This is a genomic window from Streptomyces callyspongiae (genome assembly GCF_047200695.1).
Lineage (GTDB): Bacteria > Actinomycetota > Actinomycetes > Streptomycetales > Streptomycetaceae > Streptomyces.
Genome location: NZ_JBJZOM010000012.1, coordinates 98391 through 125003, shown reverse-complemented (window position 1 = coordinate 125003; position 26613 = coordinate 98391). Strand labels below are relative to the sequence as shown.

The following is a 26613-nucleotide window of genomic DNA, read 5'->3' as shown; positions in this document are numbered from 1 at the left end:
CATGACCGCAATGTCCCGCCCGGTGGTTCTCGGCCAGAACCAGTACGGCAAGGCGGAGAACCGCGTCGTCAAGATCACACGCGACGGGGACACCCACCACATCAAGGACCTGAACGTCTCCGTCGCCCTGTCGGGCGCCATGGACGACGTCCACTACTCGGGGTCCAACGCCAACGTGCTGCCCACGGACACCACGAAGAACACCGTCTTCGCGCTCGCCAAGGAGCACGGGATCGCCTCCGCCGAGGAGTTCGGCATCCACCTGGCCCGCCACTTCGTCACGAGCCAGGACCCGATCCACCGGGCACGCATCCGCGTGGAGGAGTACGCCTGGGAACGCATCGCCTGCTCCGACGCCAACTCGCGCTTCATCGGCGCCGACGAGGTGCAGCACTCCTTCGTCCGCAAGGGACAGGAGACCCGCACCGCGCAGATCACCTTCGACGGCGAAGGCTTCGAGGTGCTCTCCGGGCTCGCCGGCCTCACGGTGCTGAACTCCACCAACAGCGAGTTCCACGGCTTCCGCAAGGACCGCTACACCACACTGAAGGAGGACTACGACCGAATTCTCGCCACGGAGGTCACCGCCGTGTGGCGCCACTCCTGGAGCGGCGACGAGCAGCGCATGCCGCGCTGGGACAGGTCGTACACCGAGACCAGGAGACACATGCTGCAGGCCTTCGCCGAGACGTACTCCCTCTCCCTCCAGCAGACGCTCTACCAGATGGGCGCACGCGTCATCGACAGCCGGTCGGAGCTGGAGGAGATCCGGTTCTCCATGCCCAACAAGCACCACTTCAAGGTGGATCTGGAGCCGTTCGGGATCGCGAACGAGGCCGCCGACGGCGCCGTCTACCACGCGGCCGACCGCCCGTACGGCCTCATCGAGGCCACGGTCCTGCGCGACGGGGCCGATGCGCGCATCCCCGTCGACATGACCAATCTCTGACCCGGCCGACCGGGCGCGGCACGCACCTGCGATATTTCGGCCTCCGGGACACAACGCAGCGGTGGCGCGTCCGCCGCACCGCGGAGCACGAGACACGAGGAACCACACATGGCAGAGCGAACCGAGCGCATCGTCATCGAGAACTGCGCTCTCGCGACCGTCGACGCCGACGACACGGAGCACGCCTCCGGCCACGTCGTCGTCGCGGGCAATCGCATCGAGTCCGTCGGCGCCGGCCCGGCACCGGACGGCCTGGAGAACGTGGTACGACGTGTCGACGGCACCGGTCACCTGGCCACGCCCGGCCTGGTCAACACCCACCACCACTTCTACCAGTGGATCACCCGCGGCCTGGCGCAGGACTGCAATCTCTTCGACTGGCTCGTCTCCCTCTACCCCACCTGGGCGCGCATCGACGAGCAGATGGTCCGCGCCGCCGCCCAAGGCTCGCTGGCGATGATGGCCCGCGGCGGCGTCACCACCGCGATGGACCACCACTACGTGTTCCCGCGCGGAGCCGGCGACCTGCTGGGCGCCGAGATCGCGGCCGCCCGCGACATGGGTGTCCGCTTCACCGCGGCCCGCGGATCCATGGACCGCGGCGAGTCGGACGGAGGACTGCCGCCGGACTTCGCCGTCGAAAGCACGGAGGACGCCCTGCGCGCCACCGAGGAGGCCGTCGACCGGCACCACGACCCCTCCTTCGGTTCCATGCTGCACATCGCCGTAGCCCCCTGCTCGCCGTTCTCCGTCTCCACCGAACTCCTCCGCCAGGCAGCCGACCTGGCCCGGCGCAAGGGAGTGCGCCTCCACACCCACGGCTCGGAGACCGTGGAGGAGGAGAAGTTCTGCCACGAACTGTTCGGCAAGGGCCCCACCGACTACCTGGAGTCCACGGGGTGGCTGGGCGACGACGTCTGGATGGCGCACTGCGTCCACATGAACGACTCCGACATCGCGGCCTTCGCCCGCACCGGCACCGGCGTCGCCCACTGCCCCTCCTCCAACGCCCGGCTCGCGGCGGGGATCGCCCGGGTCCCCGACATGCTCGCGGCGGGAGTGCCCGTCGGGCTCGGCGTGGACGGCACCGCCTCCAACGAGTCGGGAGAACTCCACACCGAGCTGCGCAACGCCCTGCTGATCAACCGGCTGGGCAGCCACCGGGAGAAGGCCCTGAACGCACGCCAGGCGCTGCGACTGGGCACGTACGGCGGCGCCCGCGTGCTGGGCCGTGAGGCGGAGATCGGCTCGCTGGAGCCCGGCAAGCTCGCCGACCTGGTGCTGTGGAAGCTGGACGGTCTCGCTCACGCGTCCATCGCCGACCCCGTCGCCGCGCTGGTGCTCGGCGCACCCGCCCCGGTCACGCTGTCGCTGATCGACGGTCGCCCGGTCGTGGAACAGGGACGTCTGACCACGGCGGACGAGGACGCGATCGCACGCAGCACCCGGGACGAGGCAGCCCGCCTGACCCGCATCGCCGCCGCGGGGTGAGGAGTCCGCAACCCGTACGGCGGACCGCCCGACTCCGGCCGGGAGGGACGGCTCCCGGCCGGTTCCGGGCAGCGAGCGGGCTGCCCGGAAGGTTCGCCCCCGAGGCGCGGCAGCGTACGCGCCCCGGGGGCGGCCCGTAGCCCGGGGCCGACGGCTGCCCGGAAGCACAGCGAGCAGGACCGACCCGGACCGAGCACAACCGAGCAGGACGCACCACCTCCCTGAAACCGGGTGCCGTGAGGCACACGTCCGAACGACAGGAGGAACCGCCGTGGCCGAGCCCCCCGGGCCCACCCCGCAGCGCACTTCCGGGAGGGACGGCGGAGATCCGCCGGGCGCACCCGCACCCGCCCCGAAGCATCCGGTCGACCGTTCGCTGCCGCCCGCCAGACTGTTCACCACCGGGCTTCAGCACGTCGCGGCCATGTACGCAGGCGTGGTCGCGCCGCCCCTCATCGTCGGTGTGGCCGTGGGGCTGTCCCCCACAGAACTGACCTTCCTCATGGGAGCGAGTCTGTTCACCGCCGGCATCGCAACCCTGCTGCAGACGCTCGGCGTGTGGCGGATCGGAGCGCGACTGCCGTTCGTCAACGGCGCCACCTTCGCGGGAGTCGCCCCCATGCTGGCGATCGTCGAGGGGGAGTCGAAGGCGGACGCTCTGCCGGTGATCTTCGGCGCGGTGATGGTGGCGGGTGCTTTGGGGTTCCTGTTCGCGCCGTTCTTCTGCAAGCTCGTCCGCTTCTTTCCGCCCGTGGTCACCGGTACGGTCATCACGCTCATCGGCGTGTCCCTGCTTCCCGTGGCCTTCACCTGGGCGCAGGGCGGCGACCCGGAGGCGACGGGATACGGCTCCGGACGGAACCTGGCGATGGCAGCCGTCACGCTGGCCGCCGTCCTCGTCCTCCGCCGCTTCACCCGGGGCTTCCTCCAGCAGATCGCCGTACTGCTCGGCATGGCGGCCGGCACCCTGCTCGCGGTGCCCGTGGGCATCACCGACTTCGGAGCACTGGGCGACGCGTCCCTCGTCGGCTTCCCCACCCCCTTCCACTTCGGCGCACCGCAGTTCCACCCCGCGGCAGTGGTGTCCCTGTGCGTCGTCATGCTCGTCTCGATGACGGAATCCACCGCGGACATGCTGGCGCTGGGAGAGGTCGTCGGGCGTCCCGTCGACGAGCGGACGATCGCGGCAGGTCTGCGTGCCGACACCCTGGGGTCCTTCCTGAGCCCCTTCTTCAACGGTTTCACCTGCAGCGCCTTCGCCCAGAACATCGGCCTGGTGGCGATGACGCGCATCCGCAGCCGCTTCGTGGTGGCGGCCGGTGGCGGCATCCTCGTCCTCATGGGGCTGTGTCCCGTCGCCGCCGCAGTCGTGTCGGCGGTGCCCCTCCCCGTGCTGGGAGGAGCCGGAGTGGTGTTGTTCGGATCGGTCGCGGCCAGCGGCATCCGGACACTGGTCCGGGCGGGGTTGGAAAAGGACGGCAACGTGGTCGTGGTGGCGGTCTCGCTGGCGGTGGGGATCATCCCCATCACCGCCCCTGCGTTCTACGACGCCTTTCCCGAAAGCGCCCGCATCGTGCTCGACTCGGGCATATCGACCGGCTGCCTCGCCGCGATCCTGCTCAACCTCTTCTTCAACCACCTCGGCGGATCCGCACAGCGGCCCGGTCCCGCCGAGGTTCCGGAACCGGCCGACACGCAGGCACCGGGCGCCGGTTAGGGGTCTCCCGGGCAGGTGCGGTCGGGCCGTGCGGGCGGCGCCCGTCGCATACCGAATGCGTATCGATGACGGACGGTCGGATGCGCCCGCACGACCGCCCCGACCTGCGATGCCGCGCGCTTCCGTGTCGGTGGTCGCACTCCGGGCCGCCGACACGTCGGTGACGACGGAATCGGGCCCGGAGGTGCTGGGTCACAATGATCCTTCAGCACGTGAGAAGGAGCCCCCCGCAGTGCACGCCACTCGTCGTCGCTTCCTCGCCGGATCCGCCACCGCTCTCGGCATCGCCGGAGCCAGTGCGGCTGTGAGCGAACTCGCCCTGGGCCGCATGCCCGAGCCGCATCCCGCCAAACATCCCAACGTCGTCGTCGTGCTCGCGGACGACCTGGGATACGGCGAACTCGGCTGCTACGGCCAGGAACTCATCAAGACCCCTCGCATCGACGAACTCGCCGACGAGGGACTGCGGTTCACCACCGCATACGCACCGGCCCCGGTCTGTGCCCCGGCCCGCTGCTCCATGCTGACGGGACTGCACAGCGGCCATGCCGCCGTCCGCACCAACCCGATGGCCGGGCCGCAGCAGTCGCTCGGCGACGAGGACACCACCTTCGCCGAGCTCCTGCGGGACCAGGGCTACCGGACGGCGTGCGTCGGCAAGTGGGGGTTCGGCCCGCAGGAGCCCGACCAGCCCAGCCACCCCAACAACCGGGGCTTCGACGAGTTCTACGGATACATCGGTCACCACGCCGCCCACGACTACTATCCGGCCTCGCTGTGGCGGAACGGCCGGACCGTCCGGATCCCCGGCAACCTGGCGGGACGACGCGACACCTACGCCCCGGACCTCTTCCGCGAGCGCGCACTGGACTTCGTGCGCCACCACGTCGAGGCGCAGCGGGCAGAGCGGGAGGGCGAGGGCGACGGACTCCCCGCGCGTCCGTTCCTCCTCTACTACTCGCCCAACGTGCCCCACGCGCCCAGTCGCCGCCTGGAGGAGGCCGGGTACGCCACCCGGCCCTGGACGAAGGCGAACCGCGGCCACGCGGCGCAGGTCACCCACCTCGACGACACGGTCGGTGCCCTGGTCGACCTGCTCCGCGAGTCGGGGGCCGACCGCAACACCCTCGTCCTGGTCACCAGCGACAACGGCGCCCATCAGGAGGGGCGTGTCGATCCGACGCGTTTCGCGGCGACGGGTCCGCTCCGCGGCGTCAAACGCAACCTGTACGAAGGAGGCATTCGCGTGCCCCTCGTGGTCTGGGGTCCGGGCCGGGTCGAGCCGGGCACCGTGAGCGACCGTCAGACGCCGTTGACCGACGTCCTGCCCACGCTCACCGAACTCGCCGGCGCGCCGACACCGAAGGGGATCGACGGCCTGTCGCTCGCCGGAGTCCTCGGCGGATCCGGGACTCCGCGCAGCCACCCGTACCTGTACTGGTACCGCAACGATCCCTACGTCACCTCGATGTCGCAGGCCGCCGACCACGGCCGTGCCCTGCAGGCCTGCGAGGCCGTGCGCAGCGGTGACTGGAAGCTGGTGCGGTTCGCGCCGGGCCGGGACCGGACCGTGCCGGACAGCCGCTGGGACGTCGAGCTGTACAACCTGCGGGACGATCCCCGCGAGCGGCACGACGTCTCCGCCCAGCATCCGCGGACCGTGAACCGCCTGGTGGAGCTGATCCACCGCGCATGGGTGGAGCCGGAGCCGCTCCCCGCCTGAGGCGGCGGGCGCCCCGGGAAGCCGGCGACCGCCGGCGCGGCGTCAGCATCCCGGGGTCAAGAACTCGCACCACACCGCCTTGCCGGTGCCGCGCGACTCCACGTCCCAGGTGTCCGACAGACGGTCCACCAGCAGCAGCCCCCGGCCGGAGAGGCCGGACCCGCCCGGGTGGCGCACCTGCGGCAGTGTGCTGGAGCGGTCGGTGACCTCGATGCGGAGCCGCGGTAGGTCTCCGCCGAGCGGACGGGCGGTCACCAGGGCGCCGCCGCCGGCGTGCAGCAGGGCGTTGGTCACCAGTTCGTCGACCACCAGCGCCACGTCGTCCGCACGGTCCGCCGCCCCCCAGGAGCGGGCCGCCGCGTGCACCATGCGACGCACCGCGGCGAGCGACTCGGGGTCCCGCGGTGCGACGTGCCGGTGGAGGCGGCGCCCGGGCGGCGAGACCGCGCTCCCCTCGCGGTGCAGCAGCACCAGGGCCAGGTCGTCCGTGCCGCTCCAGGCCTCCGGCACCTCGCAGAGCCGGTCGGCGAGCCGGGGGAGGGAGGAGGGGCCGGTGCGGATCGTCCCGGCCAGTTCCGCGATGCCCTGGTCCAGGTCGACACCCGGCCGTTCGACGAGTCCGTCGGTGAACAGCACGAGCGTCTCCCCCGATTCCAGTTCCAGCGTCGTCACGGGGTAGGAGGGCGTGCCGAAGTCGGCCGACAGTCCGAGCGGCAGGGCGCCCGTCACCGGGAACGGGCGGCAGCCGCCGTCCGCGCGCCGCAGCAACGGCACCGGGTGGCCCGCCCGGACGATGCTCAGCCAGCCCGTCGCCGGGTCGGCCTCGACGTACAGGCAGGTGGCGAAGCGGTCGGCGTCCAGGTCGTGCAGGAAGGACGAGGCCCGGGCCATCACGGTGGCCGCGGGGTGCCCCTCCGCGGCGTACGCGCGCAGCACGATGCGCAGTTGGCCCATGACCGCGGCGGCGTCGGTGTCGTGGCCCTGGACGTCGCCCACGACCGCGGCGACCCTGCCGCCGGGGAGCGGGACGATGTCGTACCAGTCGCCGCCGATGTCGCGGCCCTGCTGCGCGGACCGGTAGCGGACCTCGGCCCGCACCCCGGGGATGGTCGGGAGCGTGCGCGGGAGCATGGCCCGTTGCAGTCCCTCGGCCAGCTCGTGCTCCTGCTCGAACAGTCGTGCACGCTGGAGGCTCTGAGCGATGCTACTGGTCAGCGCCGTGAGGAGGGCGCGTTCCTCGCTCGAGAAGGAGTGCTTGTCGCGGTACACGAGTCCGATGGCCCCCTGCGCCTCGCCCTGGGCGATCAGAGGAAGGAAGGCGGCAGCGCTCCATCCGATCTCCCTCGCCCAGGGCCAGAGCGTGGGGTAGCGGCGTGCGAACTCCTCGCGGGAGACGATGTACCGGGGAGTGAGGGTGCGCGTGGTCTCGGGGAGCGGCAGCTGCTCCTCCATGCGCCGCCGGCTCATCGGCAGCTGACCGCTCAGTTCCCCCTCGCTGTACAGCTGCATCCGCCCGTCCTCGACGAGCCCGACGACGACGCTGACCACGCCGAGCCGGTCCAGACCCCGCGAGCTCCCGAGCGCTTCGAGCACCTCGCGCACCGTGCGGGCGTGCGCGAGTCCCGCCGTCGTCGCCTCGACCACGTCGGTGTGGAGGGAGTGCTGCGCCGCCCGGGCCGGCAGCGGCTCACCGTGCGGGCCGACCTCGTCGGGGGCGTCCCGCAGGATGCCGATGACGCGGCTCGGGGTGCCGTCCACCGACCGGCGGACGGCACCCCGGGCGTGCGTCCACCTCTCGGAGCCGTCCGCTCCGCGGATCCGGAAGTAGGTGCCGAAGGTCGCGCGGCCGCTCCGGAGCGCGCCGGCGATCAGTCGTTCCAGGCGCTGTGCCTCGGCCCGGGGCAGCCGTGCACCCAGTGTGCGCGGGCAGTCGTCGTATTCGTCCTCCACCAGGCCGAAGAGGGTGAGGGCCGGCCCGTCCAGGTGCAGCACGCCGCGGTTCAGGTCCCAGTCGAAGGATCCCGCCCGGTTGAGCGCGAGCGCCTCGCCGGGGCCGGCGGGCCAGGGCACGGGCGGCGGCCCGCCGCCCGGCGGCGCCCCTCGAGTGTCCATGCGCCCCAGGGTGGCACCGCCCCGGCCGCTGCGCGACCAGGGCGGGAGCCGCCGGGGCAGGCCCCGGGATGCTCAGTCCAGCAGCTCGTAGGCCGGGAGTGTGAGGAAGGCGGCGTAGTCCTCGTCGAGCGCCACCCGGAGCAGGAGGTCGTGGGCCTGCTGCCAGCGGCCCGCGGCGAACGCCTCCTCGCCGGTCTCCTCGCGGATCGCGGCCAGATCCTCGGCCGCGATGTCCCGGACCAGGGCGGGCGTCACCCGTTCGCCGGTGTCGAGGACGACCCCGGCGTTCACCCACTGCCAGATCTGGGAGCGGGAGATCTCGGCCGTCGCGGCGTCCTCCATCAGGCCGAAGATCGCCACCGCTCCGAGGCCGCGGAGCCAGGCCTCGATGTACCGGATGCCGACCTGCACGGCGTTGCGCAGGCCCTCACGCGTGGGTTCGGCCTCGAGGGAGTCGACGGCGATCAGGTCGGCGGCCGAGACCTCGACGTCCTCGCGCAGCCGGTGTTTCTGGTGCGGTCCGTCGCCCAGGACGGCGTCGAAGGAGGCCTGCGCGATCGGCACGAGGTCGGGATGGGCGACCCAGGAACCGTCGAAGCCGTCGGCGGCCTCCCGGTCCTTGTCGCTGCGGACCTTGGCCAGTGCCTGTTCGTTGGCCTCCGGGTCGCGGCGGTTCGGGATGAAGGCTGCCATCCCGCCGATGGCGTGCGCGCCGCGCTTGTGGCAGGTACGGACCAGCAGTTCGGTGTAGGCCCGCATGAAGGGGGCGGTCATGGTCACCGCGTTCCGGTCCGGGAGGACGAACCGCTCCCCGCCGTCCCGGAAGTTCTTCACGAGGGAGAACAGGTAGTCCCAGCGTCCCGCGTTCAGGCCGGAGGCGTGGTCGCGCAGTTCGTGGAGGATCTCGTCCATCTCGTAGGCGGCGGTGATGGTCTCGATGAGCACGGTGGCGCGGATGGTTCCCTGCGGGATGCCGCACCGGTCCTGGGCGAACACGAAGACGTCGTTCCACAGCCGCGCCTCGAGGTGGGACTCGGTCTTGGGGAGGTAGAAGTACGGGCCCTTCCCCATGTCGAGCAGCCGCCGGGCGTTCCGCAGGAAGTAGAGGCCGAAGTCCACCAGGGCGCCCGGTACCGGACGGCCGTCGACCTCGATGTGCCGCTCGTCCAGGTGCCAGCCCCGGGGGCGCATCACCACGGTGGCCCGTTCCTGAGCCGGGCGGAGCCGGTAGGACTTCCCGCGCTCGTCGGTGAAGTCGATGCGGTTCTCGTAGGCATCCGTCAGGTTGAGTTGCCCTCCGACGACGTTCTCCCAAGTGGGGGCGGAGGCGTCCTCGAAGTCGGCCAGCCAGATCCGGGCGCCCGAGTTGAGCGCGTTGACCGTCATCTTCCGGTCCGTGGGGCCGGTGATCTCCACCCGGCGGTCCTGGAGCGCGGGCGGGCACGGCGCGACCTGCCAGTCGCCCTCGCGCACCTCGGCCGTCCCGGGGAGGAAGTCCAGCGTGCTGGTGCGGGCGATCTCGGCCCGCCGGGCCGCGCGTTCGGCCAGCAGTTCGTCGCGGCGCGGGGTGAACCGGCGGTGCAGTTCGGCCAGGAACGCGAGGGCCTCCTCGGTCAGGACCTCGTCCTGGCGGGGGATCGGGTCGGCGTGGACGCGGGCCGAGGGCGACGGCGCTGGTGCGGACATGTCGGGTCACTCCTTGCGGGCGGTGCGGGGTGCCCACGGGGCACTCGGGTCGCGACGGACCGGCTCGTTTCTGTGAAGTGGAGACTAGATTCCTCATAGTGGAATCTCAAGGGATTCCGGTGTGCGGCGGGCGGAGCTGTCACGGCGCGAGCCGGGACAGGTCCTCCGGTGTGTCGATGTCGGCGGGAACGGCGACGTCGCCGCACTCCACCAGCCGTATCCGCGCCGCGTGCTGCTGCAGGTAGCCGCGTGCCCCGCGGTCGCCGCCGGCACAGGCGGCGACGCCCGCCCAGTGCCGCGCGCCCAGCAGTACGGGATGCCCACGGCGGCCTCCGTAGGAGGCGGCGGCGAGGGTCTCGGGGGAGTGGTAGGCGCCGCGCACCCGGGACACCGCGCGCGCACCGATGCCCGGCTGGTCCACCAGGAGGACCAGTGCGGCCTCCGCGGACGTGCCGCCCAGCGCCGCGAGTCCCCGCCGGAGCGAGGAGCCCATGCCCTCCTCCCAGCCGGGGTTCTCCACGACGACGCATCCCGAGAGGTCCGCCGCCTCGCGCACCTCGTCCGCGCGGGCCCCCAGGACGACATGCACCGTCGGGGTGCAGCCGCCGTCCCGAGCCGCGGCGACGGCGTGTTCCACCAGCGGGCGGCCGTGGTGCCGCAGCAGGGCCTTGGGGCGCCCGCCCAGCCGCCGACCGGCTCCGGCGGCGAGGACGAGGGCGGCGACCCGTCCGTGCGGGGGGTGCGTGCGGTCCATGCGCTCCATCATGCGCCCCGTCCCCTCGCCGACCGTGTCGTCGCGGGCCGTGCCCCCTCGTCGACCGCTCGCGGAGGTGCGGCGCGCCGGATCAGCGGGTGTGCGCAGGCGCGGTGAGGGCGGCCGAGAGGTCCCGTGCCACCTCCCGCAGCAGCGGGGCGAAGCGGTCCGTCGCCGCCTCGGTCAGGCGGCCCGCCGGGCCCGAGACGGACAGGGCGGCCGGAGTGGGTGCCTCGGGCACGGCCACGGCGACGCACCGCACCCCGATCTCCTGCTCGCCGTCGTCCACCGCATACCCCGTCTCCCGCACCGTGGCCAGTGCGTCCAGGAAGGCGTCCGGGGTGGTGAGCGTCCTCTCCGTGGCGGCCGGCATGCCGGTGCGGGACAGCAGTGCCCGCACCTCGTCGGCCGGGGCGTACGCCAGCAGCGCCTTGCCCACGCCCGTCGTGTGCGGCAGCACCCGGCGGCCGACCTCGGTGAACATCCGCATCGAATGCCGCGAGGGCACCTGTGCGACGTAGACCATCTCGTCGCCGTCCAGCAGCGCCATGTTCGCCGTCTCGCCCGTCTCCTCCACCAGGCGCGCCAGGTGCGGGCGCGCCCAGGAGCCGAGCAGCCGGGACGCACCCTCGCCCAACCGGATGAGCCGCGGCCCCAGCGCGTAGCGCCGGTTGGGCTGCTGGCGCACGTAGCCGCAGGAGACCAGAGTCCGCATGAGCCGGTGGATCGTGGGCAACGGCAGGCCGCTGCTGCCGGACAGTTCGCTCAACCCCACCTCGCCACCGGCAACGGCCATCCGCTCCAGCAGGTCGAAGGCACGCTCGAGGGACTGGACCCCACCCGGCGTGGCGGTACGGGAGGCCGGGGGCTGCTGCTCGGCGGACGGCGGCACGTCGCGTTCCTTTCCTGCGGTTCAGCCGCATGGTACCGGCCCGCGCACCGCCGGTTCCGGGCCGAGCCCCGCATCGTGCCCGGTCACCCCCGGTCCTGCCCGGGCCGGGGTTGACGAAGATTCCCCGCGGGGGAAAACTTCTCAACAGAACGTTGAATTTCCGCCCTGCGGAAGAACCCGAGGAGGCTTCGAGTGGCCGACGACCGACTCGTGCTGCGCTCGACCCGCGTGATCACGCCGGAGGGCAGCCGTGCGGCGTCCGTCGTCGCCGTCGACGGCATGATCGACGCCGTCCTGCCGCACGACGCGCCGCTCCCGGCGGGAGCCCGCACCGTCGAGCTCGGCGACGACGCCCTGCTGCCCGGCCTCGTGGACACCCACGTCCACGTCAACGACCCCGGGCGCAGCGCGTGGGAAGGATTCGCCACCGCCACCGGCGCCGCCGCGGCCGGAGGCATCACCACGCTGCTCGACATGCCCCTCAACTCGATCCCCCCGACCACCACCGTCGACCACCTGCGCACCAAGCGCCACGTCGCCCGCGACAAGGCGCACATCGACACCGGCTTCTGGGGCGGGGCGGTGCCGGGAAACCTCGCGGACCTGCGTCCGCTGCACGACGCCGGAGTGTTCGGCTTCAAGTGCTTCCTCTCGCCCTCGGGAGTCGAGGAGTTCCCCGAACTCGACCCCCGGCAGCTGGAGGAGGCCCTCACCGAGATCGCCTCGTTCGACGGCCTCCTGATCGTCCACGCCGAGGACCCGGACCGGCTGACCGACGCCCCGCAGCGCCCCGGCGGCCGCTACGCCGACTTCCTCGCCTCGCGCCCCCGCGAGGCGGAGCACGAGGCCGTCGCCCGGCTCATCGGACTCGCCCGCCGCCTCGACGCCCGCGTCCACATCCTCCACCTGTCCTCGGCCGCCGCTCTCCCGGCGATCGCGGCGGCCCGCAGCGAGGGAGTCCGCCTGACGGTCGAGACCTGCCCCCACTTCCTCACCCTCACCGCCGAGGAGGTGCCCGACGGGGCGACGGAGTTCAAGTGCTGCCCGCCCATCCGGGAGCGGACGAACCAGGACGCCCTGTGGCGCGGTCTCGCCGACGGCACCCTCGACTGCGTGGTCTCCGACCACTCGCCCTGCACCGCGGACCTGAAGACGCCCGACTTCATGGACGCCTGGGGCGGCATCTCCTCGCTGCAGCTCGGACTCCCCGCCGTGTGGACCGAGGCCCGCCGCCGCGGGCACACCCTGCACCAGGTCGCGCAGTGGATGTCCACCGGCCCCGCACGCCTCGCCGGGCTCCGGGACCGCGGCGCCGTCGAGGCGGGACGGCGGGCCGACTTCACCGTGCTGGCCCCCGAGGAAACCTTCTCCGTCGACCCCGCGGACCTGCACCACCGCAACCGGGTCACCGCCTACGCGGGCCGCACGCTGCACGGCGTGGTGCGCTCCACCTGGCTGCGGGGCGAACAGATCACCGACGGCACCCGGCTCCTGGGCAGGACCGGCCGACTCCTCGAGAGGACCTCCGCATGAACGCGGCGACACCCGCGATCCCCCGGCACACCGGCGACGCGAACCCCTACGGCGGCGGCGACCCCTGGGCGGACTACCGCAGCGCCGACCTGCCGTTCGCCTCGCTGGCAGACCTCGCCGACCGGAGGCTGGGCGCCGGGGTGATCGCCGCCAACGACGAGTTCTTCGCGGAGCGGGAGAACCTCCTCAACCCCGAAACACCCGTGTTCGATCCGGAGCGATTCGGCCACAAGGGCAAGATCATGGACGGCTGGGAGACCCGGCGGCGCCGCGGCGCGGACGCCGACACGCCCCACCCGGACGCCGACGACCACGACTGGGCGCTGATCCGCCTCGGCGTACCCGGGGTGATCCGGGGGCTCGTGGTCGACACCGCACACTTCCGCGGCAACCACCCCCGCGCCGTTTCCGTCCAGGCCACTGCCGTCCCGGGGACGCCCGGTCCCGGTGAGCTGCTCGGCCCGGACGTGGAATGGACCGAACTGGTGCCCCCCACCGAGGTCGGCGGGCACGCCGCCAACGGCTTCGAGGTCTCCGTCGAGCGCCGCTTCACCCACGTCCGGCTGGTCCAGCACCCCGACGGAGGCGTCGCGCGCCTGCGGGTCCATGGCGAGGCGGCGCCCGACCCGGCCTGGCTCGCGGCGCTCGGCACCTTCGACCTCGTCGCACTGGAGAACGGCGGCACCGTTCAGGACGCCTCCGACCGCTTCTACTCGCCGCCCGCCAACACCATCCGGCCCGGCCGCTCACGCCGCATGGACGACGGCTGGGAGACCCGCCGGCGCCGCGACACCGGACACGACTGGATCCGCTACGCGCTGACCGAGCAGGCCGTGATCCGCGCCGTCGAGATCGACACCGCCTGCCTCAAGGGGAACGCCGCCGGGTGGGCGGCGCTGCACGGCCGCGACAGCGAGAGCAGTGAGTGGCGCGAGCTGCTGCCCCGCACCCGCCTGCAACCCGACACCCTCCACCGCTTTCTGCTCACCGACGCCCCGGCCGTCACCCACGTCCGCCTGGACGTCTTCCCGGACGGCGGAATCTCCCGGCTGCGGCTGCACGGTTCGCTCACCGCGCCGGGCGCGCGGCGGCTCGCCGAACGCCACCGCGAACTCGGGGGCTGAGGAACCACGTTCCCGGCCGGCCGGCGGGCAGCCCCGGGGCGCCCGCCGCCGGACGCGGCGCCGATGAGGCGACGGCCGCACCGGGACGGGCCCCACCGGCCCTGGGTCGGGAAGGCCGTAGCGGGTACGCTCGCCCGGACAGGACTGCAGGTGGCACAGGTGGGAGAGCGTCGTGGCGACCGGACCCGAAGCCGTGACATGCGGCGAGGCGATGCTGCTCATGCTCGCCGAGACCGGAGTGCCCCTCGACCGCGCGGTCGACTTCCGCCGTTCGGTGACCGGAGCGGAGCCGGTCGTCGCTGCCGGACTGGCCCGCCTCGGCCACCGCACGCGATGGCTGGGCAGACTCGGCGCCGACGCGGTCGGAGAAGCGGTGCTCCGGGAACTGCGGGCCGACGGCGTCGACGTCTCCTGGACCTCCTTCGACCCGGACGCCCCCACCGGTCTGGTGCTCCGCGACAGCCGCCCCGAGGACGTGGCCGACGCGCAGTACTACGGCGCCGGATCGGCAGGCTCCCGGCTCGCCGCGCACGACCTCCCGCCGGAGGCGCTCGCGGGCACCCGTCTCGTCCACGTCTCCGGCATCACCCCGATGCTCTCGCCCCTCGCCGCCCAGGCCGTCCACCGGCTGGTCATGCTCGCGCGGCAGTCCGGCGCGGCGTTCAGCTTCGCCCCGACGGTGCGCGGCAGGCTGGGCACCGACCACGAATGGATGCGGGTCGTCGGCCCCCTGATGCGCGAGGCCGACCTCGTCGTCGCGAGCGAGGACGAACTGGAACTGCTGCTGGGCGGCGGCGGCGAACAGGCGGCCAAGGCCCTCCTCGAACTCGGACGCGCGCACCTCGTCGTGGTCACCAGGCCGGACGGCTCCGCCGTCGCCGTCGGGCGAGAAGGGCGATGGGTCCACGAGCCGGTGGCGGGACGCACCGGCCCGGCCGGCGAGGCGTTCACCGCCGGCTGGCTGTCCGCCTGGCTGCGCAACGTGGAGCCGGAGCGCGCCCTGGCCGAGGCGGCCTGCGTCGCGGCGCTCGCCGCCGAGGCGCCCGGCGACACCACCGGACTGCCCACCGCGGCGGGACGCGATCGCGCCGTCGCCCGGCTGCGCTGACCGCGGCACTCCGGTTCCGTCCGGCAGTGCACCGGTTGGCTGAAACGCCCGCTCCGCGTGTCCGCACCGCCTGCCTAGGGTGGGGAGGCAGACGGTGCGGCGGCGCAAGGGGAGGCCATGACGACCGACGCGAGGACCCAACTGCCGGAGATCGTGGACCTGGCGGCACTGGGGGACGACTTCACCCGCGACCCGTACCCGGTCTACGCTGACCTCCGGGCACGCGGCCCGGTGCACCGCGTGAGGCTTCCCAGCGGGGCCGAGGCCTGGCTGGTCGTGGGCTACGACGCCGCCAAGGCGACACTCACCGACCCCCGCCTCTCCAAGGACTGGGACAACGCCGCACCGGAACTCGGCCTGATGCCCGTCGCGTCCGGCAGGCACATGCTCGCCACCGACCCTCCCGACCACGCACGGTTGCGCAGGCTGGTGGCGAAGGAGTTCACCGCCCGACGGATCGAAGCGCTCGCCCCCCGCGTGCAGCAGATGACCGATTACCTGCTCGACGAGATGCTGGCCCGTCCCGACGGCCGCGCCGACCTCGTCGACGCCCTGGCCTACCCCCTGCCGCTCGGCGTCATCTGCGAACTGCTCGGTGTGCCCGGCCTCGACCGGGAGCGCTTCCGCCGCTGGACCGACACCCTCGTCGTCGCCCACGGCGCACCGGAGACCGAGGCGGCGGTCGCCGCGCTCACCGACTACCTGACCCGGCTGATCGACCGGAAGCGCGACGCCCCCGGCGACGACCTGCTCAGCGTCCTCATCCGCACCACCGACGACGACGGCGACCGGCTGTCCGGCGACGAACTGCTCGGTATGACCTGGCTGCTCCTCATCGCCGGGCACGAGACGACCGCCAATCTCATCGCCAACGGTGTGCTGGCACTCCTGCGGCACCCGGAACAGCTCGCCGCACTGCGCGCCGACCTCTCCCTGGTGGACGAGGCGGTCGAGGAGATGCTGCGCTACGACGGGCCCGTGGAGACCCCGACCTACCGCTTCACGCTGGAGCCGGCCGAGATCGGCGGCACGGTCGTGCCCGGCGGAGGGCAACTGGTGCTCCCCGTCCTCGCCGACGCCGATCGCGACCCGGCACGCTTCCCGGCCCCGGACCGCTTCGACATCCGCCGCGGTCGTTCCGGCGACGGCGAACGGCCGGGCGGACGCGGGCATCTCGCGTTCGGGCACGGCGTGCACTACTGCCTCGGGGCGCCGTTGGCGAGGCTGGAGGCACGCATCGCGCTCCGCAGCCTGCTCGCCCGGGTGCCCCGGCTGTCCCTGGACGCCGCTCCCGAGACGCTGCCGTGGCGTGGCGGTCTGCTGATCAGGGGACCGGAACGGCTCCCCGTCCGATGGGCCGACGGTCCGCAGGTCCCGGCGGAGTCCGTTCCGCGGTAGGGGGGCCGGGCCGTCAGAGGGCGCGGCGCGCCTCCCGAAGGATCCGCCCGGTCTCCGACAGCGGCGCCGCCTGTGCGCACATCCGGTCCAGCAGCGCGCGGTAGACCGAGGTGTCGGTATCGCTGTCGTGGCAGACGGCGTCCGTGGGGTTCTCCGCGTACACCAGGTCCGGAAGCTCGGGAATGTCGAAGCGGAACAGCAGGAAGGGGCCGGTCGTGCCCGGGTGCGCGCCGCTCGAGAACGTCAGCACCTGGACCGCGACGTGCGGGAGTTCGGTCATCGCGGCAAGGCCGTCCAGTTGCCGCTGCATGGTCGCGCGGTCGCCCACCGGACGCCGCAGGACCGTTTCGTCAACGACGGCCCACAGGCGGGCCGGAGCGGAACCCGTCAGCACGGTGGCCCGTTCCGCCCGTAGCGCCAGCCGCCGCTCCAGTTCCTCCTCGGAGGCGCAGGGGAAGCGCACCCGCAGCAACGCCCGGGCGTAGTCGTCGGTCTGCAGCAGATCGGGCACGCAGTGGGGTTCGTAGGCCCGCATGAGGGAGGCCGACCCCTCCAGGCTGACCAGCTGGCCGAACCCGCCGGGCAGCAGGTCACGGTAGCGGTGCCACCAGCCCGGGCCGTTCACCTCCCCGACGCGTTCGAGGAAGGCCAGGCGCTCGTCGGGCTCCGTGCCGTACACCTGGAGCAGCTTCTCGACGTAGACCGGCTTGAGCCCGACCTCCGCCTTCTCCATGCGGCGCACCGTGGTCGGGTTGACGCTCAGTGCCTCGGCCGCCTGGTCGAAGCCGAGTCCCGCCCGCTCGCGGAGATCGCGCAGACGCAGACCGAGGACGATGTGTCCCACGGTGGGGGCCGAACGGGCATCCGGCACGAAGGAACTCCCGATGCTTGCGATCGTTCGAAAAGTGCTCCGCAGAGTGTGACATGCCGTCCGGGGAACGAACAGCCTGATGCACGCGTTCTGCACTTCGCAGAACGCCTCTTGCCATGTGCCTCGCGCGGATTGGATAGTGGAGGCCGACGGTTCGTCGCCTGCGGCGCCGAACCCCCTGCGGACGGAAGGCAGAAGTCTCGTGCCCCTCACCCACGGCTCCGCGGTGGTGACCCTTCCGGGCGACCTCGAGCCGGGGCTGCTGTCCACACGTTTCGAACTACGGGCCCACGCCGATGCGGTGGCCGACGCCCGCCGCCGCGTCCGCCGCCAGCTGCGACGGTGGGCCTTCCCGCCCGAACTCTGCGACACCGCTCAACTCCTGGTCTCGGAGCTGTTCACCAACGCGGTGCTGCACACGGACTCCGCCACCGTCGGCTGCGTGCTCCGCGCCGGCGGCAACAGGCTGCGGGTCGAGGTGCGCGACACCGGCAGCGGCACCGGGATGCCCGCCCCCCGGGACGTCGCACCCGAGGACGAGCGCGGGCGGGGTCTCCTGCTGGTTGACACCTTCGCCGAGGAGTGGGGCGTCGAACGGGCCGGTCCTCGCGGCGGTTGCCTCGTCTGGTTCGCCCTCGGCCCGGTGACGACGTGAGACCGTCGCCGAGCGCCGCGCGAACTGCCGCGCCCCGAACGTCCGGACCGCAGGCGCCGAACAGTCGGGCGGAGGCAGGCGGCCGGAGCAGCGGACCCTTGGACTCCGGTCCATGACGGCCACCCCGGGAACCTTCGACACGGCCCTGCAGGACTGGCGGGCCTGGCAGAACAGCCCTTGGGGGCGGTTGCGTTACACCGTGGCCTCGCACAACCTCGCCCGGCATCTGCCTGCCGCCGACGCCGGTCCGCTGCGCGTACTGGACCTTGCGGGGGCCGACGGCGGCGACGCGGTGCCGCTGGCGGCGGCCGGGCACCGGGTCACCGTCGTGGACTACGCGCCGGGAATGCTGGCGGCCGCCCGCGAACGCGGCAGGAGCGAGGGCGCCGGAGCGTGCCTGACGACGGTGGAGGCGGACGTGTTCGCTCTCCCCGACGAGGTGTCCGACGGCACCTGGGACGTCGTGCTGTGCCACAACCTCCTCCAGTACCAGCGGCAGGTGTCGCCCGCGCTGGAGGCGGCCGCGGCACTGGTCCGCCCGGGGGGCCTGCTGTCCGTCATGGCCATCAACCGGCACTCCGTCCCGTTGGCTCTCGCCGTCCGCTCCCTCGACCCGGCGGCCGCACTGCGCTCGCTCGACGAGCGGGGCGGCGCCGCGGTCACCTTCGATGCCGAGATCACCCTCCACACCGCCGAGGAGGTCCGCGCCGCTCTCGCCCCGCTCGGCCACACGGACTGCGCCCACTACGGCATCCGCACCGTCAGCGACCACATCACCGACGACGACCGCAAGCGGGACCCGGCGTTCTACGCGGACCTGGAGGCGCTGGAACTGGCCCTGACCGACCGGGCCCCCTACGTCCACACCGCGCGCCTCTTCCAGCTGGTTAGCCGCTCCCCGCGGCGGTGACGGGGTCCGGGGCCCCGGTACGGGGCCGGAGGCCGGGGCAGGACCCGGTGTCCCGGCCCCCGGAGGCGGGGCCGATACTTGCCGGTACGTCCGCGGTGCGCGGGCCGCAGCGAACTCGTGTGGGGAGGTCCACCGCGTGTCCAGGGTGGAGAACAACCGCAGGCGCGCCCCCTGGAAGCGCGTCGTGTCCGGAGCCGTCGTGGCCGCCGTGGTGGCGGCAGGGGTCGCCGGGTGCAGCAGCACCGGCGGCAAGCGCGCCGAGGAGCGCCGTGAGCAGGCCCTGAAGGGCGGTGCCGGTGTCGACACCCCTCGCTGGAAGGTGGCCATGGTCACCCACTCCGGCGACGGCGACACCTTCTGGGACATCGTGCAGAGCGGGTCCGAGGCGGCGGCTCGGAAGGACAACATCGAGTTCCTCTACGCCCACGACGACGAGGCGGGCCGGCAGGCCCAGCTCGTGAAGTCCATGGTCGACAAGAACGTCGACGGCCTGATCGTCACCCTCGCGAAACCCGAGGCGATGAAGGGCGTCGTGCAGCGTGCCACCGATGCCGGTATCCCGGTGATCACCGTCAATTCCGGGCAGGACCGTTCCGAGGAGTTCGGTGCCCTCACCCACATCGGCCAGGACGAGGTCGTCGCGGGCGAGGCCGTCGGCGAGGCACTCGACCGACGCGGCCGGAAGCACGTCCTGTGCGTCCTGCACGAGCAGGGCAACGTCGGTCTGGAGCAGCGCTGCCGGGGTGTGGAGAACACCTTCGACGGCCGGGTGGAGCGCCTGTATGCGGACGGGACCTCCATGCCCGCCGTGGAGTCGTCCGTCACCGCGAAGCTCCAGTCCACCGCCGGGATCGACAGCGTCGTCACCCTCGGCGCTCCCTTCGCGCCCACCGCGGCCGGCGCGGCGGAGCAGGCCGGAAGCGACGCGACGGTCGCCACCTTCGACCTCAACGCCCAGGTGGTGCGCGGACTCCAGGACGGTTCGCTCGCGTTCGCCGTGGACCAGCAGCCCTACCTCCAGGGCTACGAGGCGGTCGACCTGATGTGGCTGAAGCTGTACAACGGCGATGTCCTGGGCGGCGGGCGTCCGGTCCTCACCGGCCCGCAGATCGTCACGCCGAAGGACGCGGGAGACCTGCGGAAGTACACCGAGAGGGGCACCCGGTGACGGCCGCGCCCGCCCCTCCCGCGCGGAAGGCTCCCGAGCGGTCCGCGCCCGCCGCCTCGACCGTCCGGCGCCTGACCGCGCGTCCCGAACTGGGCGCGGTCATCGGCGCGGCCGCGGTCTTCCTCTTCTTCTCCGCGACCGCGGACAGTTTTCTCCAGGCATCCAGCCTCTCGACCATCCTGTACGCCTCCTCCACCATCGGCATCATGGCCGTGCCGGTGGCGCTGCTCATGATCGGCGGCGAGTTCGACCTGTCGACCGGCGTGATGGTCACCACGGCAGCGCTGGTCTCCTCGCAGTTCAGCTACCAGATGACGGCGAACGCGTGGGTGGGAGTCGGTGTCTCGCTGCTGGCCACACTGGCCGTGGGCCTGTTCAACGGTGTGATGCTGACGCGCACCGGACTGCCCAGCTTCATCATCACCCTGGGCACCTTCCTGATGCTGACGGGGCTCAACCTCGGCATGACGAAGCTGATCAGCGGCACCGTCTCCACGAAGACGATCGCCGACATGGAGGGCTTCCCCTCGGCACACGCGGTCTTCGCCTCCCGGCTGCCGCTGTTCGGAACGGAACTGCCGATCACCGTCGTGTGGTGGTTCGCGCTGGTGGCCCTCGCCACGTGGATCCTGCTCCGTACCCGCCCCGGCAATTGGATCTTCGCCGTGGGCGGCGGGGCCGAGGCCGCACGTGCGGTGGGCGTTCCGGTGGGCCGCACCAAGATCGGTCTCTACCTGGGGGTCGCGTTCGCGGCCTGGCTCTCCGGGCAGCACCTGCTGTTCAGCTACGACGTCGTCCAGTCGGGCGAGGGCGTCGGCAACGAGCTGATCTACATCGCGGCGGCCGTCATCGGCGGATGCCTGCTCACCGGCGGCTACGGTTCGGCGGTCGGCGCAGCCGTCGGCGCGTTCCTCTTCGGCATGACGAGCAAGGGCATCGTCTACGCCCAGTGGGACCCGGACTGGTTCACGTTCTTCCTGGGGGCGATGCTGCTGCTCGCCACGCTGCTCAACACCTGGACACGCAAACGGGCGGAGGCGAACTGAGTGAGTGCGCTCGTCGAACTGCGCGACGTCCACAAGGCGTACGGCAATGTCACCGCCCTGCGCGGCGTCGGCGTCGAGGTCCACGCCGGGGAGGTCACCTGCGTCCTGGGCGACAACGGTGCCGGGAAGTCCACGCTCATCAAGATCATTTCCGGTCTTCACGCGCACGACTCCGGCGCCGTGCGCATCGACGGCGAGGACGTCCGGCTGGAATCGCCGCGTGCGGCCCTGGACCGCGGCATAGCGACCGTGCACCAGGACCTGTCCGTGGTGCCGCTGATGCCGGTGTGGCGGAACTTCTTCCTGGGCTCCGAACCCCGCCGCGGCAGGGGGCCCCTCGCGCGGCTCGACGCGGCCGCCATGCGCAGGACCACGCGGGAGGCGCTGTCCGGCATGGGCATCGACCTCCGGGACGTCGACCAGCCGATCGGCACCCTGTCCGGCGGTGAACGCCAGTGCGTCGCCATCGCCCGGGCGGTGCACTTCGGTGCCAGGGTCCTGGTGCTGGACGAGCCGACGGCCGCGCTGGGGGTCAAGCAGTCCGGCGTGGTGCTGCGCCACGTGGCGGCGGCCCGCGATCGCGGTCTCGGCGTGGTGCTCATCACCCACAACCCGCACCACGCCTACCTGGTCGGGGACCGTTTCGTCCTCCTCAAGCGCGGCGAGCAGACCGCCTCCCACCAGCGGGAGGACGTCTCGCTCGACGAGCTGACCCGGCAGATGGCCGGCGGCGGGGAGCTGGAGCAGCTCAGCCATGAACTCCGACGTCCGTGACACAATCGGGGCACACCCGCGGCCGACCCCGCCGACCCCGTCGGCACCCCGGCCGGCAGACCACCGAGCCGAGCAGAGACGAGACGTGAAGGTGCGAGCCCCCACCCGCAGCCGTACTCGCCCCCGCATCAGCGCCGGCGAGGAGGTCCCACGGTGAATCCCTCCGGAAACCGGGTGTACCGGCGGGCCACCGTCGGCACCAGCCCGCTGCGCACGGTCAGCGCCCGCGAACGGCGGTCCCCGATGTCGGCGCCCCGGGTGCCCACGGTCGGCATCGACATCGGAGGCACCAAGGTCATGGCGGGCGTGGTGGACGCCGACGGCCGGGTCCTGGAGCGGGTCCGCACCGAGACGCCGGAGAAGTCGAAGAGCCCCCGGGTCGTCGAGGACACCATCGCGGAGCTCGTGCTCGACCTCTCCGACCGGCACGACGTGCACGCCGTGGGCATCGGGGCCGCAGGCTGGGTCGACGCGGACCGCTCGCGCGTGCTGTTCGCCCCCCACCTCGCCTGGCGCGACGAACCCCTGAAGGACGCGCTCACCTCCCGCCTCGCGGTCCCGGTCATGGTCGACAACGACGCCAACACCGCGGCCTGGGGCGAGTGGCGCTTCGGCGCGGGCCGCGGCGAGGACCACCTCGTCATGATCACCCTGGGCACCGGGATCGGCGGGGCGATCCTCGAGGACGGCCGCGTGAAGCGGGGCAAGTACGGCGTGGCGGGCGAGTTCGGCCACATGCAGGTCGTGCCTTCCGGGCACCGCTGCCCGTGCGGCAACCGCGGATGCTGGGAGCAGTACAGCTCCGGGAACGCGCTGGTGCGGGAGGCGCGGGAACTCGCCGCAGCCGAGTCCCCGGTCGCCTACGGCCTGATCGAGGAGGTCGGCGGACGGGTCGAGGAGATCACCGGCCCGCTCATCACCGACCTCGCCCGCCGCGGCGACGCGATGTGTGTGGAGCTGCTGCAGGAGATCGGCCACTGGCTCGGCATCGGCATCGCGAACCTCGCAGCCGCCCTCGACCCCTCGTGCTTCGTCATCGGCGGAGGGGTGAGCGCGGCCGACGACCTGCTCATCGGCCCTGCGCGGGACGCCTTCCGCCGGCATCTCACCGGCCGGGGCTACCGTCCCGAGGCCCGCATCGCCAAGGCGCGGCTCGGCCCCGAGGCCGGCATGGTCGGTGCGGCGGACCTGGCGCGTCTCGTCGCACGGCGCTTCCGGCGTGCCAACCGCCGGCGGCTCGCCCGCTACGAGCGGTACGAGCGTGCCGCGGACAACATCCGCCGGGCGGTGGGCCAGTGAGCGTCACGGTCCCTCCGGCGCAGCGGCCGCCCCACCTGCCCAAGCACCGCATCCTCACGCTGCTGGTGGTGGTGCTGCTCATCGCGATCCCCGTCGGCTACCTGGTGCAGTCGGCGTTCGTCAGCCGCGAGAGCGGCCGCAGCAAGCAGCGCGAGGCGGCACGCACCACGCTGCACTACGAATGGCCCAGCAAGGTGCAGCGCCGCATCTACGAGGTGCCCGTGCCCCACGGCGCGAGCTACGTCGCCTACTACGAGGCCAACGCGTGGGAGAAGAGCACACTGCACGTGCAGTTCCGCACCTCCCGGAAACACCTGGACACCTTCCTGCGGGAGATCGGCACCGACCGCTCCGCACTGCGGGACGGGCGGGTGACGATCAGCGGCAAGCAGGCCGACGAGGTCGGGTGGCGCTTCCGCGGCACCGGCCGTTCCTACGCCGGCCTGCTGCTCGCGCAGTCCAGGCCCGCCCCCGACCTGGCCGTCACGGTGGACACCACGCCCCGGGAGCGCCCCCGCGTCTACGTGGTCTCCACCCTCGCGTTCTGAGTGCCCGCACCCCGCCCGGCGCCGGGTGCGGCATCCCCCGATAGCGTGACCGGGTGAGCGAGACACAGACCCTTCAGCACCGGACCGACGGACCAGGCGAGGCTCCGCTGCTCGTTCTCGGCCCCGCGCTCGGCGCCACCTGGCACATGTGGGACCGGCAGATCCCCGGGCTGACCCGGTTCCGGCGCGTGCTGCGCTTCGACCTTCCGGGCCACGGCGGAGCCCCGGCCCACCCGGCGATGTCGATCGGCGAACTGGCGGACCGGCTGCTCGCCACGCTCGATCTCCTCGGCGTCGAGCGGTTCGCGTACGCGGGCTGCTCGATCGGCGGGGCGATCGGTGCCCACCTCGCGCTGCACCATCCGCAGCGCGTCTCCTCGCTGGCCCTGCTGTCCTCCTCCGCCCGCTACGGCACCCCCGACACCTGGCGGCAGCGCGGGGTGGTGATCCGCACCAACGGTCTCGACTCCGTCGCGCGGAGCACCCCGGAGCGCTGGTTCACTCCCGGATTCGCGGCAGCCCAGCCCGCGATCGTGGAGTGGGCCGTGCAGATGGTGCGCACCACCGACCCGGGCTGCTACATCGCGGCCTGCGAGGCCCTCGCCGCGTTCGACATACGCGAGGCCCTGCCGCGTATCGGCGTGCCGACCCTGGTGGTGGCCGGTTCGGAGGACCGGAGCACCCCGCCCGCGGACGCGCGGGCCCTGGTGGCAGGCATCCGTGACGCCCGGCTCGCCCTGGTTCCGGGTGCCTCCCACCTGGTGCCGGTGGAGCAACCGGCCGCCGTCACCGAACTCCTCGCCACACACCTCGGTACCGAGCAGCCCACCGACCACCGCGGCAGCACCGGCCGGCCGCAGCCGGTGCCCGCGGCCGGCGCCGAGCCGCCCCGGGCCGGCCCGGTGGCCGAGCTGGAGGCCGGCGAGAGCGCCAGGACCCGGCGCGATCCCTACGACGCGGGACTCGCGGTACGCCGCGAGGTGCTCGGGGACGGCCACGTCGACGGCGTGACGGCGGACACGGACGACTTCGACAGGGACTTCCAGGACCTCCTCACCCGCTACGCCTGGGGCGAGGTGTGGGACCGTCCCGGCATCGACCGGCGCACCCGTTCGGTGGCCGCGCTGACCGCGCTCACCGCGGGCGGCCACCACGACCAGCTCGCCCTCCACGTCCATGCCGCGCTGCGGAACGGGCTGACCCCGCAGGAGATCAAGGAGGTCCTGCTGCAGGCCGCCGTCTACTGCGGCCTGCCCGCGGCGCAATCGGCCTTCGCCGTCGCCCGACGGGTGATCAGGGAGGAGACCGCGCCGGAGGACGTCTGACCGCGGGGCGTTCGGCCGCGGACGCCCCGCGGTACACAATGGCGGGCATGGAGCTGACGAAGAAGGGTCACGCCTGCGTGCGCGTGACCGAGGACGACCGCACCCTCGTCATCGACCCGGGCGTCTTCAGCGAGGAGGACGCCGCCGCGGGCGCCGACGCCATCCTGGTCACCCACGAGCACCCCGACCATTTCCACACCGGTCGGCTGCGCACCGCGATGGACGCGAACCCGGCCGCCGAGATCTGGACGCTGCGGAGCGTCGCCGAGCAGCTCGCCGGCGCCTTCCCCGGGCGCGTCCACACCGTGGGCCACGGCGACACCGTCACCGCCGCCGGTTTCGAGGTGGAGGTGCACGGCGAACTCCACGCCGTGATCCACCCGGACATCCCGCGGATCACGAACGTCGGATACGTGGTCGACGGCACGGTCTTCCACCCCGGAGACGCCCTCACCGTCCCGGAACGGCCCGTGGACACGCTGCTGCTGCCCGTCCACGCGCCCTGGAGCAAGGTCCGGGAGATCATCGACTACGTGCGCGAGGTGGATCCGCGGCAGGCCTACGACATCCACGACGGTCTGCTCTCCGGCGCGGGCACCGGCATCTACGGCAGGCTGCTCGGGCCGGACGGGCCCGGCATCGGCGGTGCCGGGCACCATCGGCTCGAACCCGGCTCCTCGGTCGTCGTCGGTGGGGAACGGTAGATTCTGCGGCATGCGTATCGCGACCTGGAACGTGAACTCCGTCGGCGCCCGGCTGCCGCGGCTGCTGGGCTGGCTCGAGTCCGCGGAGCCGGACGTGGTGTGCCTGCAGGAGCTGAAGTGCGAGACCGACGCCTTCCCCGAGAAGGAGCTCCGCGCGCTCGGCTACGAGTCCGCGGCCCTGTGCTCCGGGCGGTGGAACGGAGTGGCCGTGCTGTCCCGGGTCGGCCTGACCGATCCGGTGCACGGCCTGCCGGACGGTCCCGAGTTCGACGGTGACCGGGAGGCCCGGGCGCTCACTGCCACCTGCGACGGGGTCCGTGTGACCTCGGTGTACGTCCCCAACGGGCGCGAGGTCGACCACCCGCACTACCGGTACAAGCTGGAGTGGCTGGAGGCGCTGCGGAAGGCCGCGGAGCCCGAGGCGGCCGGGGCGCGCCCCTACGCGGTGCTCGGCGACTTCAACATCGCGCCGACCGACGACGACGTCTGGGACACCGCCGCGTTCGAGGGGGCGACGCATGTGACGGCTGCCGAGCGTGCCGCGCTGGCTGCCCTGCAGGAAACCGGTCTGTCGGACGTGTTCCCGCGCCCGCTCAAGTACGACCACCCCTTCACGTACTGGGACTACCGTCAGCTGTGCTTCCCGAAGAACCGCGGCATGCGCATCGACCTGGTCTACGGCAACGCCGCGTTCACCGCCGGAGTGGAGGACGCGTACGTGGACCGGGAGGCCCGCAAGGGCAAGAGCCCGTCCGACCACGCGCCCGTCGTGGTGGACGTCGCGCTGTGAGCCCACCCCGCGATCCGGGGCCCTCGTGCGGCTGCC

General features: G+C 72.7%; 23 protein-coding genes. 18 read left to right on the top strand and 5 right to left on the bottom strand.

The features are described 5' to 3' along the window. Position 1 precedes the first annotated feature (1 nt). From pucL to ACL06G_RS14050, 4 genes are all read left to right on the top strand, one after another. A complete protein-coding gene (pucL, locus tag ACL06G_RS14065; protein WP_412786111.1) occupies positions 2 to 949 on the top strand; it encodes a factor-independent urate hydroxylase in 948 nt (315 codons plus the stop codon). A gap of 108 nt (positions 950 to 1057) precedes the next feature. Next, the gene (locus ACL06G_RS14060) at positions 1058 to 2440 is read left to right on the top strand and encodes an 8-oxoguanine deaminase (protein ID WP_412786110.1); all 1383 of its coding nucleotides are present in this window, start codon (positions 1058 to 1060) and stop codon (positions 2438 to 2440) included. A gap of 271 nt (positions 2441 to 2711) precedes the next feature. Further along, the gene (locus tag ACL06G_RS14055; protein ID WP_412786109.1) at positions 2712 to 4157 is read left to right on the top strand and encodes a nucleobase:cation symporter-2 family protein; all 1446 of its coding nucleotides are present in this window, start codon (positions 2712 to 2714) and stop codon (positions 4155 to 4157) included. A gap of 232 nt (positions 4158 to 4389) precedes the next feature. Continuing rightward, positions 4390 to 5880: an arylsulfatase gene (locus ACL06G_RS14050; protein WP_412786108.1), complete on the top strand. Its 1491-nt coding sequence runs from the start codon at positions 4390 to 4392 to the stop codon at positions 5878 to 5880. A 42-nt stretch (positions 5881 to 5922) separates the two neighbouring features. Here ACL06G_RS14050 and ACL06G_RS14045 read toward each other — a convergent pair whose 3' ends face one another. The 4 genes from ACL06G_RS14045 to ACL06G_RS14030 all read right to left on the bottom strand — a co-directional run bounded on the left by ACL06G_RS14045 (position 5923) and on the right by ACL06G_RS14030 (position 11324). Beyond that, positions 5923 to 7992 carry a SpoIIE family protein phosphatase gene (locus ACL06G_RS14045; RefSeq protein WP_412786107.1) on the bottom strand — a complete coding sequence of 690 codons (2070 nt, stop codon included), beginning with the start codon at positions 7990 to 7992 and terminating at the stop codon, positions 5923 to 5925. Positions 7993 to 8064: 72 nt separating this feature from the next. Then, positions 8065 to 9678 (bottom strand): malate synthase A, encoded by a 1614-nt coding sequence (gene aceB / locus ACL06G_RS14040; RefSeq protein ID WP_412786106.1) that lies wholly within the window; start codon positions 9676 to 9678, stop codon positions 8065 to 8067. Between the two features lie 139 nt (positions 9679 to 9817). After that, positions 9818 to 10432 carry a nucleotidyltransferase family protein gene (locus tag ACL06G_RS14035; RefSeq protein WP_412786105.1) on the bottom strand — a complete coding sequence of 205 codons (615 nt, stop codon included), beginning with the start codon at positions 10430 to 10432 and terminating at the stop codon, positions 9818 to 9820. A gap of 91 nt (positions 10433 to 10523) precedes the next feature. Then, positions 10524 to 11324 (bottom strand): IclR family transcriptional regulator, encoded by an 801-nt coding sequence (locus tag ACL06G_RS14030; protein WP_412835964.1) that lies wholly within the window; start codon positions 11322 to 11324, stop codon positions 10524 to 10526. 192 nt (positions 11325 to 11516) lie between these two features. On the opposite strand from ACL06G_RS14030, the gene allB reads away from it, so the two are divergent. From allB to ACL06G_RS14010, 4 genes are all read left to right on the top strand, one after another. Further along, positions 11517 to 12857: an allantoinase AllB gene (gene allB, locus ACL06G_RS14025; RefSeq protein WP_412835963.1), complete on the top strand. Its 1341-nt coding sequence runs from the start codon at positions 11517 to 11519 to the stop codon at positions 12855 to 12857. Further along, positions 12854 to 13981, top strand: coding sequence for an allantoicase (alc, locus tag ACL06G_RS14020; protein ID WP_412835962.1), 1128 nt, complete (start codon positions 12854 to 12856; stop codon positions 13979 to 13981). The genes allB and alc overlap by 4 nt, the downstream gene beginning before the upstream one ends. A gap of 172 nt (positions 13982 to 14153) precedes the next feature. After that, positions 14154 to 15089: a sugar kinase gene (locus ACL06G_RS14015; protein WP_412786101.1), complete on the top strand. Its 936-nt coding sequence runs from the start codon at positions 14154 to 14156 to the stop codon at positions 15087 to 15089. Positions 15090 to 15206: 117 nt separating this feature from the next. Continuing rightward, positions 15207 to 16487: a cytochrome P450 family protein gene (locus ACL06G_RS14010; RefSeq protein ID WP_412835961.1), complete on the top strand. Its 1281-nt coding sequence runs from the start codon at positions 15207 to 15209 to the stop codon at positions 16485 to 16487. A 13-nt stretch (positions 16488 to 16500) separates the two neighbouring features. Here ACL06G_RS14010 and ACL06G_RS14005 read toward each other — a convergent pair whose 3' ends face one another. After that, complete coding sequence (locus tag ACL06G_RS14005) at positions 16501 to 17358, bottom strand: Sco1979 family transcriptional regulator (protein WP_412786099.1); 858 nt, start codon at positions 17356 to 17358, stop codon at positions 16501 to 16503. A gap of 202 nt (positions 17359 to 17560) precedes the next feature. Between ACL06G_RS14005 and ACL06G_RS14000 the strand changes: the two genes are divergently transcribed. From ACL06G_RS14000 to ACL06G_RS13955, 10 genes are all read left to right on the top strand, one after another. Further along, the gene (locus ACL06G_RS14000; protein ID WP_412786098.1) at positions 17561 to 18013 is read left to right on the top strand and encodes an ATP-binding protein; all 453 of its coding nucleotides are present in this window, start codon (positions 17561 to 17563) and stop codon (positions 18011 to 18013) included. Positions 18014 to 18125: 112 nt separating this feature from the next. After that, a complete protein-coding gene (locus tag ACL06G_RS13995) occupies positions 18126 to 18923 on the top strand; it encodes a methyltransferase domain-containing protein (RefSeq protein ID WP_412835960.1) in 798 nt (265 codons plus the stop codon). A 184-nt stretch (positions 18924 to 19107) separates the two neighbouring features. Next, positions 19108 to 20091, top strand: coding sequence for a sugar ABC transporter substrate-binding protein (locus tag ACL06G_RS13990; RefSeq protein WP_503167827.1), 984 nt, complete (start codon positions 19108 to 19110; stop codon positions 20089 to 20091). Beyond that, on the top strand, positions 20088 to 21137 hold the full coding sequence (locus ACL06G_RS13985; protein WP_412786096.1) for an ABC transporter permease: 1050 nt from the start codon (positions 20088 to 20090) through the stop codon (positions 21135 to 21137). The genes ACL06G_RS13990 and ACL06G_RS13985 overlap by 4 nt, the downstream gene beginning before the upstream one ends. Beyond that, the gene (locus tag ACL06G_RS13980) at positions 21138 to 21911 is read left to right on the top strand and encodes an ATP-binding cassette domain-containing protein (RefSeq protein ID WP_412786095.1); all 774 of its coding nucleotides are present in this window, start codon (positions 21138 to 21140) and stop codon (positions 21909 to 21911) included. Between the two features lie 243 nt (positions 21912 to 22154). Next, a complete protein-coding gene (locus ACL06G_RS13975; protein ID WP_412786159.1) occupies positions 22155 to 23210 on the top strand; it encodes an ROK family glucokinase in 1056 nt (351 codons plus the stop codon). Beyond that, a complete protein-coding gene (locus tag ACL06G_RS13970; protein ID WP_412835959.1) occupies positions 23207 to 23758 on the top strand; it encodes a hypothetical protein in 552 nt (183 codons plus the stop codon). The genes ACL06G_RS13975 and ACL06G_RS13970 overlap by 4 nt, the downstream gene beginning before the upstream one ends. Before the next feature lie 53 nt (positions 23759 to 23811). Next, positions 23812 to 25083 (top strand): bifunctional 3-oxoadipate enol-lactonase/4-carboxymuconolactone decarboxylase PcaDC, encoded by a 1272-nt coding sequence (gene pcaDC, locus ACL06G_RS13965; RefSeq protein WP_412786093.1) that lies wholly within the window; start codon positions 23812 to 23814, stop codon positions 25081 to 25083. Positions 25084 to 25130: 47 nt separating this feature from the next. Then, positions 25131 to 25787, top strand: coding sequence for an MBL fold metallo-hydrolase (locus ACL06G_RS13960; protein ID WP_412786092.1), 657 nt, complete (start codon positions 25131 to 25133; stop codon positions 25785 to 25787). A gap of 10 nt (positions 25788 to 25797) precedes the next feature. Then, a complete protein-coding gene (locus ACL06G_RS13955) occupies positions 25798 to 26577 on the top strand; it encodes an exodeoxyribonuclease III (RefSeq protein WP_412786091.1) in 780 nt (259 codons plus the stop codon). The last annotated feature ends 36 nt before the right edge of the window (positions 26578 to 26613 follow it).

Excerpts from the sequence above, each read along its gene's own strand:
- ACL06G_RS14045 (WP_412786107.1), bottom strand. The coding sequence starts at position 7,992 with ATGGACACTCGAGGGGCGCCGCCGGGCGGCGGGCCGCCGCCCGTGCCC.
- ACL06G_RS13995 (WP_412835960.1), top strand. The coding sequence starts at position 18,126 with ATGACGGCCACCCCGGGAACCTTCGACACGGCCCTGCAGGACTGGCGG.
- ACL06G_RS13955 (WP_412786091.1), top strand. The coding sequence starts at position 25,798 with ATGCGTATCGCGACCTGGAACGTGAACTCCGTCGGCGCCCGGCTGCCG.
- ACL06G_RS13960 (WP_412786092.1), top strand. The coding sequence starts at position 25,131 with ATGGAGCTGACGAAGAAGGGTCACGCCTGCGTGCGCGTGACCGAGGAC.
- aceB (WP_412786106.1), bottom strand. The coding sequence starts at position 9,678 with ATGTCCGCACCAGCGCCGTCGCCCTCGGCCCGCGTCCACGCCGACCCG.
- ACL06G_RS13975 (WP_412786159.1), top strand. The coding sequence starts at position 22,155 with ATGTCGGCGCCCCGGGTGCCCACGGTCGGCATCGACATCGGAGGCACC.
- pucL (WP_412786111.1), top strand. The coding sequence starts at position 2 with ATGACCGCAATGTCCCGCCCGGTGGTTCTCGGCCAGAACCAGTACGGC.
- ACL06G_RS14035 (WP_412786105.1), bottom strand. The coding sequence starts at position 10,432 with ATGGACCGCACGCACCCCCCGCACGGACGGGTCGCCGCCCTCGTCCTC.
- ACL06G_RS14060 (WP_412786110.1), top strand. The coding sequence starts at position 1,058 with ATGGCAGAGCGAACCGAGCGCATCGTCATCGAGAACTGCGCTCTCGCG.
- ACL06G_RS14010 (WP_412835961.1), top strand. The coding sequence starts at position 15,207 with ATGACGACCGACGCGAGGACCCAACTGCCGGAGATCGTGGACCTGGCG.
- alc (WP_412835962.1), top strand. The coding sequence starts at position 12,854 with ATGAACGCGGCGACACCCGCGATCCCCCGGCACACCGGCGACGCGAAC.